This is a genomic window from Alteromonas sp. 38 (assembly GCF_902506055.1).
GTDB classification, from domain to species: Bacteria; Pseudomonadota; Gammaproteobacteria; order Enterobacterales; family Alteromonadaceae; genus Alteromonas; species Alteromonas lipotrueae.
The window spans coordinates 2017241-2035020 of record NZ_LR733300.1 but is presented as its reverse complement, the minus strand read 5'-3'; the positions used below and the strand labels follow the sequence as shown (position 1 = coordinate 2035020).

At 40.7% G+C, this 17780-nt stretch carries 17 protein-coding genes and 2 pseudogenes; 9 read left to right on the top strand and 10 right to left on the bottom strand.

Going from position 1 to position 17780, the window contains the following annotated elements:
- Positions 1–272: 272 nt before the first annotated feature.
- Positions 273–806: a TlpA family protein disulfide reductase gene (locus FLAVO9R_RS08785; RefSeq protein WP_232370615.1), complete on the top strand. Its 534-nt coding sequence runs from the start codon at positions 273–275 to the stop codon at positions 804–806.
- On the opposite strand, the gene FLAVO9R_RS08780 is transcribed toward FLAVO9R_RS08785, so the two are convergent.
- The gene (locus FLAVO9R_RS08780) at positions 801–2270 is read right to left on the bottom strand and encodes a M48 family metalloprotease (RefSeq protein WP_159530550.1); all 1470 of its coding nucleotides are present in this window, start codon (positions 2268–2270) and stop codon (positions 801–803) included. The two genes, FLAVO9R_RS08785 and FLAVO9R_RS08780, sit on opposite strands and share 6 nt — an antisense overlap.
- Before the next feature lie 280 nt (positions 2271–2550).
- Here FLAVO9R_RS08780 and FLAVO9R_RS08775 point away from each other — a divergent pair, with 280 nt between their 5' ends.
- Positions 2551–3627 carry an AI-2E family transporter gene (locus tag FLAVO9R_RS08775; protein WP_159530548.1) on the top strand — a complete coding sequence of 359 codons (1077 nt, stop codon included), beginning with the start codon at positions 2551–2553 and terminating at the stop codon, positions 3625–3627.
- A gap of 123 nt (positions 3628–3750) precedes the next feature.
- Here FLAVO9R_RS08775 and FLAVO9R_RS08770 read toward each other — a convergent pair.
- Positions 3751–3864: pseudogene (locus tag FLAVO9R_RS08770) on the bottom strand (thioredoxin-dependent thiol peroxidase); the annotation flags it as partial.
- Positions 3865–4006: 142 nt separating this feature from the next.
- Complete coding sequence (locus FLAVO9R_RS08765) at positions 4007–4315, bottom strand: helix-turn-helix domain-containing protein (protein WP_201299253.1); 309 nt, start codon at positions 4313–4315, stop codon at positions 4007–4009.
- Between the two features lie 96 nt (positions 4316–4411).
- On the opposite strand from FLAVO9R_RS08765, the gene FLAVO9R_RS08760 reads away from it, so the two are divergent.
- Positions 4412–4678 carry a transposase gene (locus tag FLAVO9R_RS08760; protein WP_159530546.1) on the top strand — a complete coding sequence of 89 codons (267 nt, stop codon included), beginning with the start codon at positions 4412–4414 and terminating at the stop codon, positions 4676–4678.
- Between the two features lie 105 nt (positions 4679–4783).
- Positions 4784–5749: an IS481 family transposase gene (locus tag FLAVO9R_RS08755; RefSeq protein ID WP_159534512.1), complete on the top strand. Its 966-nt coding sequence runs from the start codon at positions 4784–4786 to the stop codon at positions 5747–5749.
- Between the two features lie 288 nt (positions 5750–6037).
- Here FLAVO9R_RS08755 and bcp (FLAVO9R_RS08750) read toward each other — a convergent pair whose 3' ends face one another.
- The 7 genes and pseudogenes from bcp (FLAVO9R_RS08750) to FLAVO9R_RS08720 form a co-directional block, all read right to left on the bottom strand.
- Entirely contained in the window at positions 6038–6496 is a 459-nt protein-coding gene (gene bcp, locus FLAVO9R_RS08750; RefSeq protein ID WP_201299252.1) for a thioredoxin-dependent thiol peroxidase, read from the bottom strand.
- A gap of 105 nt (positions 6497–6601) precedes the next feature.
- Positions 6602–7069 (bottom strand): hypothetical protein, encoded by a 468-nt coding sequence (locus FLAVO9R_RS08745; RefSeq protein WP_159530544.1) that lies wholly within the window; start codon positions 7067–7069, stop codon positions 6602–6604.
- Positions 7062–9116, bottom strand: a complete 2055-nt coding sequence (locus FLAVO9R_RS08740) for a hypothetical protein (protein ID WP_159530542.1) — start codon at positions 9114–9116, stop codon at positions 7062–7064. The genes FLAVO9R_RS08745 and FLAVO9R_RS08740 overlap by 8 nt, the downstream gene beginning before the upstream one ends.
- Before the next feature lie 8 nt (positions 9117–9124).
- Positions 9125–10942: a tyrosine-type recombinase/integrase gene (locus FLAVO9R_RS08735; protein WP_159530540.1), complete on the bottom strand. Its 1818-nt coding sequence runs from the start codon at positions 10940–10942 to the stop codon at positions 9125–9127.
- Positions 10939–12183, bottom strand: coding sequence for a tyrosine-type recombinase/integrase (locus FLAVO9R_RS08730; protein ID WP_159530538.1), 1245 nt, complete (start codon positions 12181–12183; stop codon positions 10939–10941). Before FLAVO9R_RS08730 ends, FLAVO9R_RS08735 begins: the two co-directional genes overlap by 4 nt.
- A gap of 121 nt (positions 12184–12304) precedes the next feature.
- Positions 12305–12664 (bottom strand): annotated as a pseudogene (gene bcp / locus FLAVO9R_RS08725) (thioredoxin-dependent thiol peroxidase); the annotation flags it as partial.
- On the bottom strand, positions 12642–13205 hold the full coding sequence (locus FLAVO9R_RS08720; protein WP_159530536.1) for a glycine cleavage system protein R: 564 nt from the start codon (positions 13203–13205) through the stop codon (positions 12642–12644). The pseudogene bcp (FLAVO9R_RS08725) and the gene FLAVO9R_RS08720, both read right to left, overlap by 23 nt.
- A gap of 180 nt (positions 13206–13385) precedes the next feature.
- Here FLAVO9R_RS08720 and dapA point away from each other — a divergent pair, with 180 nt between their 5' ends.
- The 5 genes from dapA (at position 13386) to FLAVO9R_RS08695 (ending at position 17663) form a co-directional block, all read left to right on the top strand.
- The gene (dapA, locus tag FLAVO9R_RS08715) at positions 13386–14270 is read left to right on the top strand and encodes a 4-hydroxy-tetrahydrodipicolinate synthase (RefSeq protein WP_159530534.1); all 885 of its coding nucleotides are present in this window, start codon (positions 13386–13388) and stop codon (positions 14268–14270) included.
- Positions 14271–14282: 12 nt separating this feature from the next.
- On the top strand, positions 14283–15386 hold the full coding sequence (gene bamC, locus FLAVO9R_RS08710) for an outer membrane protein assembly factor BamC (RefSeq protein WP_159530532.1): 1104 nt from the start codon (positions 14283–14285) through the stop codon (positions 15384–15386).
- Positions 15387–15398: 12 nt separating this feature from the next.
- Positions 15399–16112, top strand: coding sequence for a phosphoribosylaminoimidazolesuccinocarboxamide synthase (purC, locus tag FLAVO9R_RS08705; RefSeq protein WP_013784230.1), 714 nt, complete (start codon positions 15399–15401; stop codon positions 16110–16112).
- A gap of 261 nt (positions 16113–16373) precedes the next feature.
- A complete protein-coding gene (locus FLAVO9R_RS08700) occupies positions 16374–17243 on the top strand; it encodes a DMT family transporter (RefSeq protein ID WP_159530530.1) in 870 nt (289 codons plus the stop codon).
- A 96-nt stretch (positions 17244–17339) separates the two neighbouring features.
- Complete coding sequence (locus FLAVO9R_RS08695) at positions 17340–17663, top strand: hypothetical protein (RefSeq protein WP_159530528.1); 324 nt, start codon at positions 17340–17342, stop codon at positions 17661–17663.
- Positions 17664–17780 lie beyond the last annotated feature (117 nt).

Sequence of the window (17780 nt, the reverse complement as noted above, 5' to 3'; positions counted from 1 at the left end):
GGTATTTTTCAAGGTGCTAAGGCCTTATTAGTGACAAAAGCGCAATAATATTGGTGTGTAGGCCCCATAAATGAAAGGTGATGCTAAGCAATTAACCCTGCTTGTGCAAACTAAGCGTTTAATATGGCGTAAATACCAAGGTAATCTCATTCCCAAATACATGAAAATACTTGCTATTACATACCCAGCAAGGCATGTTTGCACACCGTTGTTATCTATATTGTTGTTTATATTTATTATAAATAATAACGCTGCTCTTATGACAAAGAAGTATGGCAAAGAAGTACGGTAAAGAAATACGCAAAAAAGGTACGCTAAAAATGACGAACGCTGTGAAGCAAGGGCTGTTGATTATATTGGTGATGTTACTTTCGGCAACCGCTGGAGTATGGTTTTACAATTACCATCAAACCGACTTTGAAACCCTTCAGGGCGAAACATATAAATGGCGTGATTTAGAAGGTAATTGGGTGATCATTAATTACTTTGCACCCTGGTGTGCGCCGTGTTTAAGAGAAATGCCTGAGTTACATCATTTAAGCGAAAACCTACCGCCAAACACTTTGTTATTCGCGATTAATTACGACGTGCTACCGGAAGATGATTTACAGGCCATGGCAAACAAGTTTGATATTACGCTGAATTTGATTGTAGCCAATGAAGAAACCCAGCTTCCCATTACAAAGCCGCCGTATTTACCGGCGACTTATATTGTGGGCCCGAAAGGGCAGGTTCAAGCCGAGATTTTAGGTGAGGTAACCGCTGACATCTTAAAAGACAAAATTGCGGCGTTGCAGGCGCTATAAACGCTGTAACCGCTCTTCTTGATCTCTAAATTGCTTTATTCTTGCCCTAATGCGCTGCTTTTGAAGATGGTCGTCGTCTTTCGCAAAATTATAAGCATACTGTAATTCATCTACGGCGCGAGTATAAGCGCCATACAAGGCGTACACTTCTGCCTTACTTTGATGCATTTGCGAAAAGCGCTTCGCTTTTTGATACGCCTCTGACATCAACTGATGCGCAATTTGGTATTCATCGTTCACCAATAAAAAGTCTTTCAGTAAGCTAATAGCATCATCGTAACGACTTGCACTTATCATGGCATTCGCTTGGTTGAGTGCCAGTACTTGATTGCGCGGGCTATTCTCTACAAAAGGTGACAGCATTTCTACCGCCTTCAAAGGCTCGCCTTTAGCAATGTAAATATCTGTTGCGGCGTCTAGGTAAAACAGGTTGCCGCTATCTTTGGTTAACAATTCACCCATAATGATTTCTTGGGCTTTGTCGTATTCTTCGGTACGCATGTACGCCAATGCTAAGGCGTAAAGCGAAGCTTCTCTTACTCGATAAGCCTTTTTATCTACCTGTGCGGTGAAATACTCTACGGCGTAATCAGGTTCGAATGAATATCTGGCCATGATCCTAGCTTTAGCCAGTTCAAACTGTTTGCTTACAGGCACAAAGCGAGAAGGATAGTCGTCTGCTCGTGAACGGGCATCGGCAATACGAGACTCAGTTAATGGGTGCGTTAACAAGCGCGCTGGCGGACGAGAAACGTTTCGATATTCTTCTGCCATAATTGAAAAGAAGTCGGCAGCGCCATTGGCATCAAACCCGGCCCGAGACAACATAGCAATTCCGATGCGGTCAGCCTCTTGTTCATTTGAACGGGTGTAGTCAATTTGCATTTGTACAGAGGCCGCTTGGCCAGCCTGCATTGCTGCCATACCCGCTTGAGGGTTTGCCATGGCAATTAATACGCCACCAATAAGTGACGCAATGGCTAAGGGCGACGAACGTTGTTGTGCCTGCATGCTTCGAGCAATGTGCCTTTGTGTAACGTGAGAAATTTCGTGAGACAATACCGAGGCCAATTCACTTTCAGTATTTGCCCTTCGCATAAGGCCAGTATGAACACCTATATGCCCACCAAAGAACGCGAAGGCGTTAATCGCATCGTTGTTTACCCAGAAGAAACGAAAGGGGAACTTGGCATTTTCGGCATGAATAACTAAGCGGTTACCTAAATCTTGTAGATATTCATCTAAAACAGGATCGGCTATTAGCGGGCTTTGCCCACGCATTTGACGCATAACGGCATCGCCAACAATCATTTCTTTATCTAAAGAAATAGCGTCAGACGCCACTACACCAATTTCAGGCAGCGCATTTTTATTCGTATAACTCGCGTCTTGCGCAATACTCGATAGACTGGCTGTAATAAGGAAAGACAGCGCAAAGAGTTTTTGAGATAACCTTTTCTTCATGTACCTGTGATTTACTGAACAATACTGGAATACGTATTAGAGCATCAAAGTACCGTTTCAGTTTCAATTATTTATTGTGAATTTTATCATTCTGCCTAGATAAGTACGTTTATGCCAGTTTTAGTGTCACTCTGTCATTATCGTTAACCTTGGCAATTGACTCGTGTGTTGCTTGTTAAATCGTCTTACCAGATTGATTTAAATAGAAAGTGTATTGCCCGATGCTAAGTCTTTACACTATGATGCGTATCCTAATCTTAACATTTCTCAGGAAGCTTTTATGATCAGTGTGTTTGGTCGCTGGTACCGACGCAAATTTTCCGATCCTGATGCAGCCATGCTGCTTATTCTCATACTTATTACAACAACTGCACTGCTTTTGTGGGGCGAGCTTATCATGCCCGTTTTAGTGGCGGCCGTTGTGGCGTATTTACTTGATTGGCCGGTTACCCACCTTGTTAGATTTGGCGTAGGGCGCGCTATTGCCTGCGGCATCGTACTAATGGGGTTCATTACCCTTGTCATTTTCATGCTGATTGGGTTAGTGCCCATTGTCACTCGGCAAAGCATTAATCTTATTCAAGAAACCCCTTTAATATGGCAAAAAGCCCAAGATTGGATCTTAACCTTGCCAGAAAAATACCCTGACTACGTGCAGGTTTACCAAATTCATCAAATGATGGAAGGGCTAAACGACAAACTTGTTGGTGTGGGAGAGACCTTAATATCGGCTTCTTTCAGTAATATTGCCAATGTGGCTGCGTTGTTAGTTTATGCGGTACTTGTACCATTAATGGTGTTTTTCATGCTGAAAGACAAAATGTATTTCTTAGAAAGCATTTCTCAATTGTTACCTAGAGAGCGCCGTTTGATTACGCAAGTTGGCCATGAAATGAATTCACAGATTGCCAATTATATTCGCGGCAAAGTGATAGAAATCGTGATTGTTAGCTTAGTGTCGTGCGTAACCTTTGCCTTCATGGATTTGCGATACGCCATTTTGCTTGGTGTATTGGTAGGTATTTCTGTGCTAATTCCTTATATTGGCGCGGCGGTGGTTACCATTCCTGTTGCCATAGTTGCATTGTTTCAATGGGGTTTAACGCCTGATTTCTGGTATTTGTTTATTGCCTATTCGATTATTCAGGCATTAGATGGAAACTTATTGGTGCCTTTGCTTTTCTCTGAAGCAGTAAGTTTGCACCCACTGTACATCATTATTGCCGTGCTGGTATTTGGTGGCCTTTGGGGCTTCTGGGGCGTTTTCTTTGCTATACCGTTGGCAACATTGGTAAAAGCAGTAATAACAGCGTGGTCGAGTAACCCTGCCGGTTTACCGGTGGCTGAAAGCGAATAAGCTGTAAATATTTAACATCCAGTGAAATAAAAAAAGCGGTAGTGTGAACTACCGCTTTTTTTATTAGCTTTTTGTCAATGTTAAATCGATATAAAACCGCTAACGAAATACGTTTATAAAGAGTTACTTGTTATCTGCCAAGTAATCTAACACTACTGTGTGATGCTCTTTGGTTTTGAACTTATTGAAAACGTGTTCAATAACGCCGTTTTCGTCTACTAAAAAGCTCAAACGATGCTGCTTTATACCCCAAGCAACATGCACATTACGTTATTTTTCGGGTGTAAAATGAGTATTTTTGAAGTGTGCATTTTAGTTTTTGCACATTAAAGATGTTATTAAGGGAGACAATGCTACAAATCAAGCCAGAGAATAGCAGCTACTTCTTTTTAAGGGAGTTTATTAAGTTCGATTTTTCTTCATCACTAAGCTTCTCGATCAAGCAGCTAAGCTCTGCTGATAGTTCTGATTCACAGAAAAAGTAAGCCAGTGGAACTTCTAGTTCGTCGGCGATTTTTTTCAAAGTCTGGATGTCCGGCACGTGTCTGCCTTTCTCATAATGATTCATTCGGCTACTGGCGGAGCTTTCATCCAGGCCAATCCGTATACCGAGCTCTCTTTGAGAAATTCCTTGTGACACTCTCGCACTTTTAAGTCGAGAGGGAATCGGGTTAGTAGAAGCTTGCAAGTGGACTTCATAGTTGATACCAAAGATACTTAGATTCTCTAAGTTTAATCAAACACTGTATACTTAGGAATACTAAGTTTTACGTTGGAGATAATCTTGAATAGCAGATACCCCGACTCATTAAAAAAGTTAGCTTTAAAGAAAGTTCTTGAATTAGGGCTAAACGCATCTGATGTTGCCCTAGAACTGAAAATATCAAGAAGCACAATTTATAGTTGGTTGAGAGAGGAAAGACAAAGCAGAAGAGAGTCCAAAAATAAGTTTGTCTCTGGAAAGCTTGAAGAGTACATCCATGATGTTAGTGAGGAACGTAAAACTTTAATCAAGGCATTAGCAATATTAGCGCGAGAATTACCTAAATAGCTCGAACATAAAAGACCTAGTTCATAGACAAGCCCCCCGATCTTCATGATACAGACTTTTTACAGTGTGTGATTCATGGACATCATTTCAATATATTATGACTCTATGAACAAAGAAATTAAACAGCGTTTAAAGTGGATTGAGCTATACGAAGAGACCAATAATGCGGGCCTAGTTTGTCGTCGGTGTGGAATATCTAGGCCTACTCTCCGAAAATGGTATAAGCGATATAAGGAGAAAGGTCTAGACGGTCTACAGGAAGTTTCTAGACGCCCACACAACTCTCCAAACACTAAAATTGATAATCGGATTGAAGAGTGGATCCTTAGCCTGAGAAAAGATAGAAAGCTTGGTGCCAGAAGAATTCAAAACGAGCTTCTTCGCGAGCATAACTTTAATTTATCACTTGCTTCAATTCATAAAGTGCTGACCAAACATGAAGTAAAGCCAGTAGTTTTTCAGCGGAAGAAAAAAGACTTCATTCGTTACCAAAGACCTATTCCAGGTGACCGGGTTCAGATGGATACATGTAAAATCGCACCAGGAATTTATCAATATACTTCTGTTGATGATTGCTCTAGATATCGCGTTTTGGACGTCTTTAAGCGTAGAACAGCAGCCAATACTCTTGCCTTCATTGATAAGGTAATAGAAGAAATGCCATTTCCAATACAGCGAGTCCAAACTGATCGTGGCACGGAGTTTTTTGCTGAAAAAGTACAGCTAAAATTGATGGAGCATGGCATTAAGTTTCGCCCCAATAAGCCAGGCTCACCTCATTTAAATGGCAAAGTTGAAAGGTCACAAAGAACTGACAAAGAAGAGTTTTATTCAACCGTTAATTTGGATTTGGAAGAACTCAAAAATAAAACGTTGCCTGAGTGGCAGCATTACTACAATTGGCAACGCGCGCACGGCTCATTTAAAGGTAAAACACCAATGGATATTGTGTGTGAACGCCTTGAACAAACACCGCTTTGGGAAGACGTTCACGCTAACTACGAAACTGAAAAAGAACGCATTCAGCTATCGAATTATCAGCGTGATCTTCAACTCCGAAAAATGAAATGATGTCTATGAATCACACAGATAAAGAATTAATTGAAGCTGAAAGTCGTGTTTGTAATTGGTTTGGTCATCGGGGTGTTAAAATTTATTGACGCTCATGGTTTGCTGACACATGGAGTCAAGACCTACTTACCGAAAATGTAAAAATTGAAATGGGCCAAAATCTTTTCAGCCGTTATGACGAATAGTTTTTAATTTGCTTTACCTCCAGAGATGACTAAGGATTTAGTCATCTCTGGAGGTAAAAAGTATCTACAAACATTTCTAATGCAGCTTAAAGTTACTGTAGTTTCATTTTTTTAAGTAGTTTAAAACAACCTCATGATGATCTTTGGTTTTAAACTTATTAAATACATGCTCAATATTGCCGTTTTCATCAACTAGGAAAGATGTTCGTACCACGCCCATATTTTCACGGCCCATGAACTTTTTCAGTTGCCAAACACCATATGCCTCACAAACAGCATGATCTTCGTCTGCGAGTAGGGTGAAGTTCAGTTCCTGTTTGTTGGTGAAGTTTGTAAGCTTTTTCGGAGTGTCAGGGCTAATGCCGAGTATCACTACGTTTAACTCGTCAAGTTCTGATTTGGTGTCTCTTATAGCGCAAGCTTGAACAGTACAGCCAGGGGTAGAGGCTCTTGGGTAAAAGTAAACAAGAACTTTTTTGCCTTTGAAGTCGGTAAGAGAAACTGATTCATCACTCTGGTCTTGTAATGTAAATTCTGGTGCTTTTTGGCCTGCTTCAACCATTATTAAATCCTTCCTTCTTCCATCAATGAATGTAGTTTTCGTTAAAATAGCTTTTCGCCATTGTGTTGAGTAATAAAGCTTCTTTGGAGCGTAAGCTTTTAATTCCTATGATAACAAGTCACGCATAATATTTAACTGCTTTGTGAGTTCAGATGTCTTTTGGCGCTCTTGTTTTAACATATTTTCATAGTCGCCTCGGGCTTGAGTCATTCTCTGTAGATTTTGCTCAAGCTGCATTATCTTTTTCTCGTTGTCTAAGTTTTTGTTGAACCAGTAAACAAGCTCACGCTTGGCGTTATCGAGTTTACCTTCGAGAATAGTGACCGGATCAATCTGCTTCTTTTCGATAGACTGTTGCTGCTGTAGCGCTTTTCGTCTATTTTTTATTTCCTTGAGCTTAATTACAGGCCACTGCCTTCTGCTGATTGCGTTTCTATGCATCCCTGTCAGTTCTGACAACTGTGTGATTGTGGCTGGTAGGTTGGCGCTTGATCCTATCTTATCGATGGCGTCGGCTAAACGCTCCGTGTTTTCCTCAAAATCTCTTTGGTTTCTCTCATCAAAGTTATTCATCGTCTACACTATGCCCTAGTAATTCTAGTACTTGCTTAGCCTCGCTAATCACCTCTTGTATTTGCTCATAATTGTCTTGATAGGTTGGGTTGTTAAGATTTGCTCGATTAGTGTTGTAAATCTCTCGCCAATAGGGAGCATTAGCTTCACTTACAATGGCATTTGAACAACGGTTTGAATTACATCTGAGGGAGCCAATACAGGGAAGGTCTGTATTTGTGCTATCGGAACCGTAGCAATACCCTAATCCTACATTAATGACACCAAGGCCTTGGTCGGCCATTGCTTCAAAGATTTCATCTTTAGAATAACCGCTTGCCATATAGCCTTTGAAAGCACTGCGTAACCGCTCTTTGTGTTCAGCTGCTTTGCCTCCAAGGTAATTACCATCAGGATCTGCGGTCGCTTTAATCACTTCAATCTCAGACTGTTTCCTCAGCCTTTGTGCTGTTTGGCTCTCAACTAAACTGTCTGCAATTCCACCGTAGCCCATTGTGACATCACTTGTAGATCCTCGTGATAGAAATTTATCTACGGTATTGACCAGATGCTTAAGTTGAAATGAAATTAGTGGAAGGCCTGCTTCTAGCCTATATAGTTGATATGCGAGTGTATGGCGCATCATATAATTATTAAAGCCAAGGTCATCGTTAGGTAGAGCGTGTCTTATGAATATCTTTATTTGGTGGCATATCATAACCGAGTTCTGCGGTTTCTCTGTTTCTTCAGGTTTTTTAGTTTGAATAGAGCTAAATGCTAAACCTCTTTGCGTTATCGAACTTAAAATTCTGATCGCATTAATTGCATCTTCAATGATTGGGATAACAACCCACTTATCATCAAATAGCCCTTTAGAGAAACTATCCTTTCCTTTGAAAACATGCGAACGGAGAAGTTTTATTCCATTCTCCTCAATTAGACAGGTGTTTAAATCGATTACGGCCAACTCGGATGGGCGCATCCCCGTATATTGACCTATTAGATATTTAGCAGCACAGGTTACAAGCGCTAAGTGTTCATATGCACTAGACAATGAAAAGCTGCACCCTTGACGCTCATTTAGAAAGAACGTCATGTCTTTAAAGTTATATTTTCCCTTCGAATTACGCAGTTCATTGGGTATGCCATATTTTGAATCCACAAATTTTTCAGCATAACCTGCGTTAAGAAGGCGAAAGGCTCTGTATAGTTTAAAAGTGTGCTGTGTAAGTCCTATGTCTTTGCAATATTTTGAGGTATTAATCTGCGAATATCGACTTACATACGAGTCTGATACCTCTTCTTTCATTGTCATTAGAAAGTCATGCACTAGCAGTGAAGCAGCCCTTACAAGCTGATCAAAAGCCCAGTTTGGCAAGACCTGAGTCGAAAGTTGCTTTTTGTAACGGCTTTCCCATGTGAATTGATCTGAGTCGAAGGCAGGTACGCTTTTCCCAAAAATATGCTCGGATGTGTAAGGGTTTTGGATGTAAGAGAAAAATTGTCTCAGGTCATCGTTATAGGTACTTTTGTGGGCTTTGGCCGCTTCTCTATAATCATCAGCCTGTAATTGAGTAAGAGATAAGTATGTTTTTTCAATGTGTTCATGTCCCAGCTTAGTTTTTAGATGTCGAAAGAGAGTTTCTAGGAACCGCAGCCCTGACTTCATGTGTGCCAAAACTGTATTTACTGCAAGTTTGTTAGTTGTCTTTTTTTTGGCTTTTTTTCTATTGTTTATAAAAACTTCTGGAGTAAGTAATACGGCTAGTAAAATACACTTTATTTCAATAGTAAGCTCTGTTGGAACGTTTTTATATTTGGCGAAGTTAATCCTGAGCTTACTTCCTCTGATACTGGGGGAGACATTAGGGTTTTCTATGTTGAAACCCCATTCAGTGTCAGAAAACAGTGAAGTCTCTGAGGCTGGTAGGTTGAGTAATTCATTTAGGTACAGTGCGTTATCTTTGTTTACAGCTCTATTGTAGTCAGCACTTAAAATATTTGATTTGTATCTTTTTAGCTGAGCAATCGTACTTAAAATGCTGAGGTATTTTGGTTGTCTCTCCATTTTTTTCCTTAAACCAGCTCTGTTGTTTCGATATATAACGACAGCTTTTCGGCTTCATCCAGTTCCTGGGGGCTGAATTCCGAATACTGTATGTCTAAAATTGGGTTTAGTAACGCGAGGTTGCTTTTTATTACATCGCCAAAGGGAGTATCTAGGATCCTACTATTTTGGATTTTTGTTAAGTAGTCGCGCTTCATAGCAAAAAGTTTGGGCAAATCTGTCTGCGTTATGATCACATTTGGGCAGCTTAGACACATATTATAAGTGCTACACGGTTTACCAGGTGTATAGTTGGAAAGACTTCTAACTGACTCTGGTGGGTCAAAAATGTTTTTACATGTAGCTAGAGGAGTTGATATTGGAATCGAATCTTCTTTATGCTTCTGGCTCACTCTCTTTTTAGGCTTATAGTGTACTGAAGTCTGAGCATTACGATGTATCTCTAAAAGCTTTTCTTTGATTTTTTCTCTGGCAGTTCTTCCGAAGTCATGTACATCTAAGTAACGCATAGTCGTATATAAACTCTTATGACCCATTAACAACTGAATTTCCCTGATAGATACTCCTTGCTCTATGAGGTCACTAACAAAAGTTGGCCTAAACCTTGTTGTTTCTAAGATTTTTACACCAGTAGATTGGTCAAAGAGTAAATGTTTTTCAGAGAAGATTTTTACAGCTTTAGTTACATGATGCGCACAAGGAAGGCTTTTTACTAGTCCGTTATGGGTTTCGAATAGCCACAATTTGTTTTTATGTTCTTGAGGTGCCTTATCTCTTAGCTGAGACGTTAATCTCAGTACATTATCGAAAATGGTTTTTACCTGATTTCCCTGACTGTTAGTTAGCCACTGGAGGTTTGCCTTAAAGATATCTAAATGATACAGCTTTTGCCCATCAGAGCGGTCTTTCCAATATCGTAAACACGGTTTACCTGTTGCAGGGTGTTTATCAACCAGATCGTCAATCTCAAGAGCATTAATTGATTCAACATTCATACCCGTTACTTGAAGTAGTTTCAGTAGAAAGGGAAGCAAATGATTCATGGTAACTTTGCACAGTACTCCCCAGGATTCATAAATATCTTGGTAATAAACGCCATGACTACTAATGATTTTGTAGAAAATATTACCAGCGGACGTTTTTCGAAAATCATAAGAGCTTGTAATGGGTTTACAGTCCAATTTATTCTCAAAAATCCAACGAGCATCGTCCAATGTGAGAATCTCATTATCTCTTTTTTTAAGTCTCGCCTTGTCATCGATAACGGCTCTACCTTTACCTGTTTTTTGATAAGGTTTAATTAGCTTTAAGACTTTGCTGATATCTTTGTCTATTGCGTTTCCGATCCGCTTCCTGTCGATTTCGCTGTAAGGCTTGTAGCGCTCCGTTACCCTTGTGTGATAGCAAAATGCGCTAGGCAAATAGAACCTTTCAAAATTGGGAGTTTCAATTTCGATAGCTTTGTTCAAAATATTTTTATATGTGCTTTGCAAGACGTTTGCATAACGATTATGTAACTTTTCGCATAACATACAGCGCTTCAAATAAGCATGAAATTCGTTCAATGAGAATTCGTTTAATTCTTGGCTGAGGTAAATTGGTTCGTTATCAAACTTTTCTTCCATCAATGCTGACACATGCTTAAAAGTTGACTTAACGTCGGCTCTATGAGATTCGCTGGTTTTGGTTTTATAGACTGAGGTGAATAAGTGCATTAGTTGCAGATGCGGTGACTTTTCTGTGGGCTGTGCCAGTTCACTAAAACTGCTTAACTGAATTGATAACAACTTCTCCCATTCGTTCATACAGCGTGATGCAATATTCATTTTTTGTCCTTGATAGATATTTTTAATTGTGTCCTTTCTACTAACCGCTCCATTCGCTCTGCTTTTGTTATCAACTCACCGTCGCTATCTGTTATTGTTTTATATAACTCCAGCGGTATTTTTGTATAAACTTCTGTACTACTCAGGAATGCGTGACCAAGTGACTTTTGCACTACAGCAAGCCTGTCCACATAGCTTTTACCTATATCGGATGATTGAAGTAAGTCGTATGCGAAACCGTGTCGAAGTTTATGAGGAGACATCTGCTTAGATATTAACTCTCTGTTTATAGCTCTTTCCGAAACTCTTTTAAGTAGCTTAGATAAGCACTTAGGTGTAATAGATCCCCCTTGGGCGTTAAAAAAGGCAGGGGTTTCATGGGAAGATGGGTATTTTCTTGCGTACTTTTTATATAGTGGCGATGAATGATATCTACTTATTCTGCCTAGTGTGGCTCGGCTTAATAATGTCATTCGTTGCTTCTTACTGTTATGGCGACCTTTCACGCCTTCTATAGAAAGAGGTGCATAAGGGGATATGGTAGGTTTATCAGAGTTTCTGGATATAAGCTTTTGGCTGTTAAACTCCCAAGCATTTGTAATGTCTTGCCTAGTTACATTTTGTAATTCAGATCTCCGGATTCCCGAATCAAAAATAAACTGAAGTATCAACCTTTCCCTTTCAGAGTTGCTTTGCATCATCAATGTTGTGAGCTCATCAATTGAACAAGAAATTACAAGTTTTTGCTTTACCGGCCCACTAATTAAACCACCGGAATACGGGCTTTTCTCGATATATGCATCTCGAAGTTCCTGGTTTTGATAAAGAAACTTGTGAATGAATGCTTGAAGAGTTGCATCTCTATTTCGGATCGTAGCTGAAGTCAGGTTATGGATGTTTTTTAGTTCTGCTAGGTACTCTTCGATAACATGCTTCGAAACAGTCAGGTAGGCGTCATCAAGTAATGTACCTTCAAATTCTGGTCTCTTTTTCAAGTAAGCCAAAAAATAGATTAGATTCTTAGCGTAAGTTTTAGCAGTGTGGGGGCTTATTTTATTGTTTCTTAAGTTGTGGGAGAGAAATTCGGAAATTAAAGGCAGTACTCTTAGCTCTTCATCAAAAGCCGCAACGCCAGTATGTGAATCGGATCTAGATAACCAAATACCATCATCTTCATTCAATAAAGATTTAGATAAATCAATAGGCTCTTTGTTTGATACAAAAGAACTGAACTCTTCCATAAAAACGTACGTTACCCATTAGGACTGTGCAGTTTTTAAGCGTAGTAGTAAATTGTGATTTTAGAAAAGGAAAAGAGGAGGTTTTTAGAGCGTAATGTGCAGAATATTAATGGGGGTATAAATGAATACCGTCATACTCTTTACCCATGAACTTTTTCAAGCCCCATACGCCAAAAGCATCTGCTACCGCGTGGTCTTCATCTGACAACAAGGTAAAGTTTAGGCTTTCCTTTTCAGCAAATTTTGGCAAGCGTTTAACCGCATCAGGGCTAATACCCATCACTTCTACGTTCAAGCCGTCTAGGGCATCTTTGCTGTCACGCAAGCCTTGCGCTTGCACGGTGCAACCTGGTGTCATCGCCTTAGGGTAAAAGTACACCAGTACTTTTTTACCTAGGTAATCTGATAACGTAATGGTTTCATCATTTTGGTTTTGAAGTGAAAACTGTGGTGCTTTATCACCAGCTTGAAGCGTGTTCATTAGATTCCTTAATATGTTTGTCTACAACTTTACCGGTTACATTGAGCTCTTCAAACAACGCGGTTAGTTCTGATTCTAGAGCAGCAAAATCTTCTGAGGCGGGCATGTTCACAACAAACTTGCATCGCATACATTCGTTTTCACACTCAGCCGCTTTGTAAGTGGCTTGTCTAAACGCACTGATTGACGCGTTACGTTTTGCGAAAAAGCCTGTTACTGCCTCAATAAGGCCAGCCGTATCTTCGCCGCTGAACTCAACGTGAAATAAGTGATCGAGATTTTGCTTTTCGTGGTGACTGGTACGTTTCATCATGGAAAGCAGATCTAGGCGCTGACAAAGGGGAGGCACACTACACTCAGCGCGGGTAATGGCTGACTGTGAGCCTTCTAAAATCATAGTAAGTGAAAACTCTTGACCATAAATTGCTTGCCGACTGTCTAAAATATTGCATTGCGCTGCAGAAACTGTGGTCGCAATTTCACTTAATATACCCGTTTTATCAGAACCTAAAATGGTAACAATCAGTTGGTGTTGAGACATTAAAACCTACATCACAAGAAACGTATTGTGTGATGGTAGCATAGAGTTTTTTTTTAGTACCAGCGGCTTTTTGTAGTATTGATGCAGATTATTGTCAAATTCTTGTCATTTAGACGTGAGATAGCTTGTGTTTAGCTACCGACATATTTACCATGTGCGCTCATATTTTGCGGAGAGATTATGTTTACTGGTAGTTACGTAGCACTCGTCACGCCGATGTTTGAAAACGGCGACATCGATTATAAGTCACTTGAGAAGCTAGTGCGCTTTCATGTTGAACAAGGCACACATGGTATTGTGTCTGTTGGCACCACTGGCGAGTCGGCCACCTTACCGTTTGATGAACACGTAAATGTAGTTAAAGAGACCGTTGCTATGGTGTCTGGCGCTATTCCTGTTATTGCAGGTAGTGGTGCAAACTCAACTGCCGAAGCGATTTTCTTAACTAAGCAATTGGGCGCGGCTGGTATCGACGGCTTCTTAAGCGTAGTGCCTTACTACAACAAGCCTCAACAAGCAGGCATGGTGGCACACTTCAACGCCATTGCTGATGCCAGCGATTTACCTGTGTTGTTATACAATGTACCGGGTAGAACCGTTGCCGACATGCTGCCGGAAACCGTGGCCGAACTTTCATCTCACAAAAATATTGTTGGATTAAAAGACGCAACAGGCGATATTTCTCGCCTTAAAGCAACGCAAGCACTGGTACCTTCAGACTTCGTTTTACTAAGCGGCGATGACGGCACAAGTTGTGAATTTATGTGTGAAGGCGGTCATGGTGTTATTTCTGTGACAGCAAACGTGGTACCTAAGGCCATTGCACAAATGTGCGAAGCCGCTTTAGCAAAAGATTTTGATAAATGTCGCACTATAGATGAAAGCATCGAATTGCTTCACAGCGCGCTATTTATCGAGCCTAATCCAGTTATTCCAAAGTGGGCTTTATACAAAATGGGCATGATGGAAAGTGCACAAATGCGATTACCTATGGTTTTACCGGAACTTGTAAGCCAAAAACATATCGAAGAACTATTACAAAAATACGCATTGATTTCGGGTTAATAAGGAACACAGATGAATAGAACGCTGGCTATAGTGAGTTCGATGGTAGTAATCGCACTTGCAGGTTGTTCAAGCCAAACAGATAGAAAGACGGCTTCAGGAACGTACAAGTACTTAGAAACAAAAGAACAAACCCCAGTACGTGTTCCTGACGACTTAGATGCGCCAACTTTTTCTAGAGAGTTTGCAGTACCTGAATTAGACGAAAGCGTAGATGAAAGTCTTGTTGGGAAGAAATTGCTTGTGCAATCTCCTGCATTGGTATTGCCGCTAGTAACCGGTTCTCACGTTGAAGAAGGTAAAAGCACAGCAACAATTTGGTTCGACCAAGTTGATGATAGCCAGCCGTTAAGCCAAGCAATTTGGAATTCTTTGTTAAGCTTCCTAGACGAGCAAGGCATTGGCGTAGATTTCTTCGATCCTGAACAGCAAGTTTTAAACACTGACTGGATGATCATTAAAAAAGAAGTGGACAGCCCTTGGTACAGCTGGACCAGTACTGAAAGTGAAGTGGGTCGCCGCTTTGAATTCGTTCTAGACGTAAAACCTCACGGTAGAACCGCAGCCCTTTCTGTTGATTTAAAAGACTACATGGCCACCACAGGTGACGATGTTGTTGCAGAAATTTCAAGCATGCAAGAGCGCCGTGAAGAAGTAGACGTACTTAACCAAGTGATTGGTCATTACGAATACCAAATTCAGTTACAAGAAACTCGCCGAATTGCACGTATTCGCCAAGGCCTAAATACCGAAATGGGCTTTAACGATGACGGCAACCCCGCATTTATGGTAGATGCACAATACGACGTGGTATGGCCACGTATGTTGTTGGTATTGCGTAAACTTGGTTTCGACGTTAAAGACTTAGACAAATCAAACGGCTTACTGTTTGTTACCTATAATGGTAGTGACACGGGTTGGTGGGGCGGCTTGTTCTCCAGCGACAACGAGTTACTTGAAAAAGGTGACTACCGTTTGAAAGTTTCACGTGCCGGTGAGAAACGCAGTTCAGTGACTTTCATGAATAATGAAAGCGAACCTTTTGAAGCCAATCAGGTTTCAGACCTTTACGGCGCATTTGCCGAGGTCATGTCAGAAGATAACCTTGATATATAATTGAGACTGAGAATGGAAAAACGTGACGAGCTTTACCGCGGTAAAGCAAAAACTGTGTATTTTACCGATGACAGCGATAAGTTAATTCTGCATTTCAGAAACGACACATCAGCTTTCGATGGTGAAAAAATTGAACAGCTAGACCGTAAAGGCGAAGTGAATAATAAGTTTAACCATTTTATTATGACTAAACTTGAAGAAGCGGGTATTGCTACGCAAGTAGAAGCCTTGCTTTCTGACACTGAATCTTTAGTTAAAAAGCTAGACATGATCCCAGTGGAATGTGTTGTTCGTAACCTAGCGGCTGGCTCTTTGGTTCGTCGTCTTGGTGTAGAAGAAGGGCAAACGTTGGCACCGCCTGTGTTTGAATTCTTCCTTAAAAACGACGCACTGCACGACCCTATGATTAACGATTATCATATTGTGTCATTTGGTTGGGCGACTGAAGCGCAAATTGCTGAAATGAAGTCGTTAACGTTTAAAGTAAATGCCGTACTTAAATCGCTGTTTGATGAAGCAGGCATGTTGCTAGTAGATTACAAACTTGAATTCGGTGTTGATCCTGATGGCAACATTGTTTTAGGTGATGAATTTACCCCTGACGGTTGTCGCTTGTGGGACAAAGAAACCCGTAAGAAGATGGATAAAGACCGTTTCAGACAAGGCCTAGGCTCAGTAGTTGAAACTTACATTGAAGTTGCAGAACGCTTAGGTGTTTCACTGTAACTTACATAGTAATGTAAAGATTGAACGAAAAAAGGACCCATTGCGGTCCTTTTCTTTTGCCTGTAAAAAGGTAAATTAAACAACACGTTGATTAACAGAGCTTTGATTAACATAGCTTTGATTAAACAATGCTTTATTTAAAATAGCCTTGTTCAAAAAGCGCTTTGTGCATTTTATATAATGCTAAATGCACAACTAAACGCTATAAAATTATCATCATTATAAAAAGGGCTTTTATGTATACGCTGCTGGAGAAAACGAATGGGTAACCCGTACGGATTAGTGTGTATTGCCATGCTGGCGTTTGCGGCCAATTCGTTATTATGCCGAATGGCATTGGCTAATACCGATATCGACCCCGGCCTTTTCACCACAATACGCTTAGCCAGTGGCGCATTATGCTTAGCCCTTTTAGTGGCATTTACTGCCCGCCGTTCATCAAAAAACACCAGCCCAATAGCAGCCATTAAACAACAAGCATCAATAGCAGGGGCGTTAAGCCTATTTATTTACGCTATTGCATTTTCTTATGCGTATATCTCTATGTCGACAGGCACAGGCGCGTTGTTATTGTTTGGCGCAGTGCAGCTCACTATGATTTCAGTAGGCTTATTAAAAGGCGAACGCTTTGCTACATTTCAGTGGCTAGGGTTTTTACTGGCTTTTGCAGGCTTAGTTATCTTGCTGCTTCCAGGGGCTAGTGCGCCACCATTGTTTTCAGCCTTATTAATGATAAGCGCTGGTATTGCATGGGGTTTTTATTCCTTACTAGGTAAAAAGAGTAATGCGCCCTTATTGCTCACGGCGGGTAACTTTTTATATGCCACACTACTTACCCTGCCTTTGATTGTTTGGTTATGGGTAACCGATACTTGGCAATGGAGCAACGATGGGGTGTTATTTGCGCTGGCATCTGGAATAGTGGCATCTGGTTGTGGCTATGCCATTTGGTACAAGGCATTACCTTTAATTCAATCGACAACGGCTGCCACGGTTCAGTTAAGCGTACCGGTAATTGCCACGCTGATGGGCTGGGCATTTCTTGCTGAAGCCATTAGCGTGCAAATTATGGTAGCCTCTTTAATGACATTAGGCGGTATTTGGTTGGTTATTAAAATGCGCAAAGCTTAATCTAATAAAGCTTGGCCTATAATAAGCCGCAACGCTAATATGAGCGGCAGCTCAGACTAAATACCGCAGCTTCGACCATTACTATAAGGGATTAACGTGGGCTTATTGACTAACATTCGCCGAGCACTAATTGCTTCTAAATTTCAGCGTAAAGACTTAAAAATTATTGAGGCTATCCCAGGCGAAAGGTTTGCCACCATTGTTTTTGACTTTAAAGATAAAGGCTGGGAATTAACTGACGCTAGAGGCGACCTTGATGTAAGCCGTGACAATTGGCAGGGCAAGCTTCGAAAAGGCACCAGCACGCTTACTTGCACATGGAGTAAGGATGACCAAGGCGAGATAGTGGGCTTAACCCGCATTGTTGAGGGCATAGCGAAAGACTACAACTTAAAAGTGCAATCTACGCCTAGTCGATAACCTAAGTCGTTAACCTTAGTCTAGGCTTACAACACATAAAAAAATGACGTAAATAAGCATAAGGGAAAAAGCTTATCTACGTCATTTATCAACTGATGGAGCTGTAACGTCTTAGCG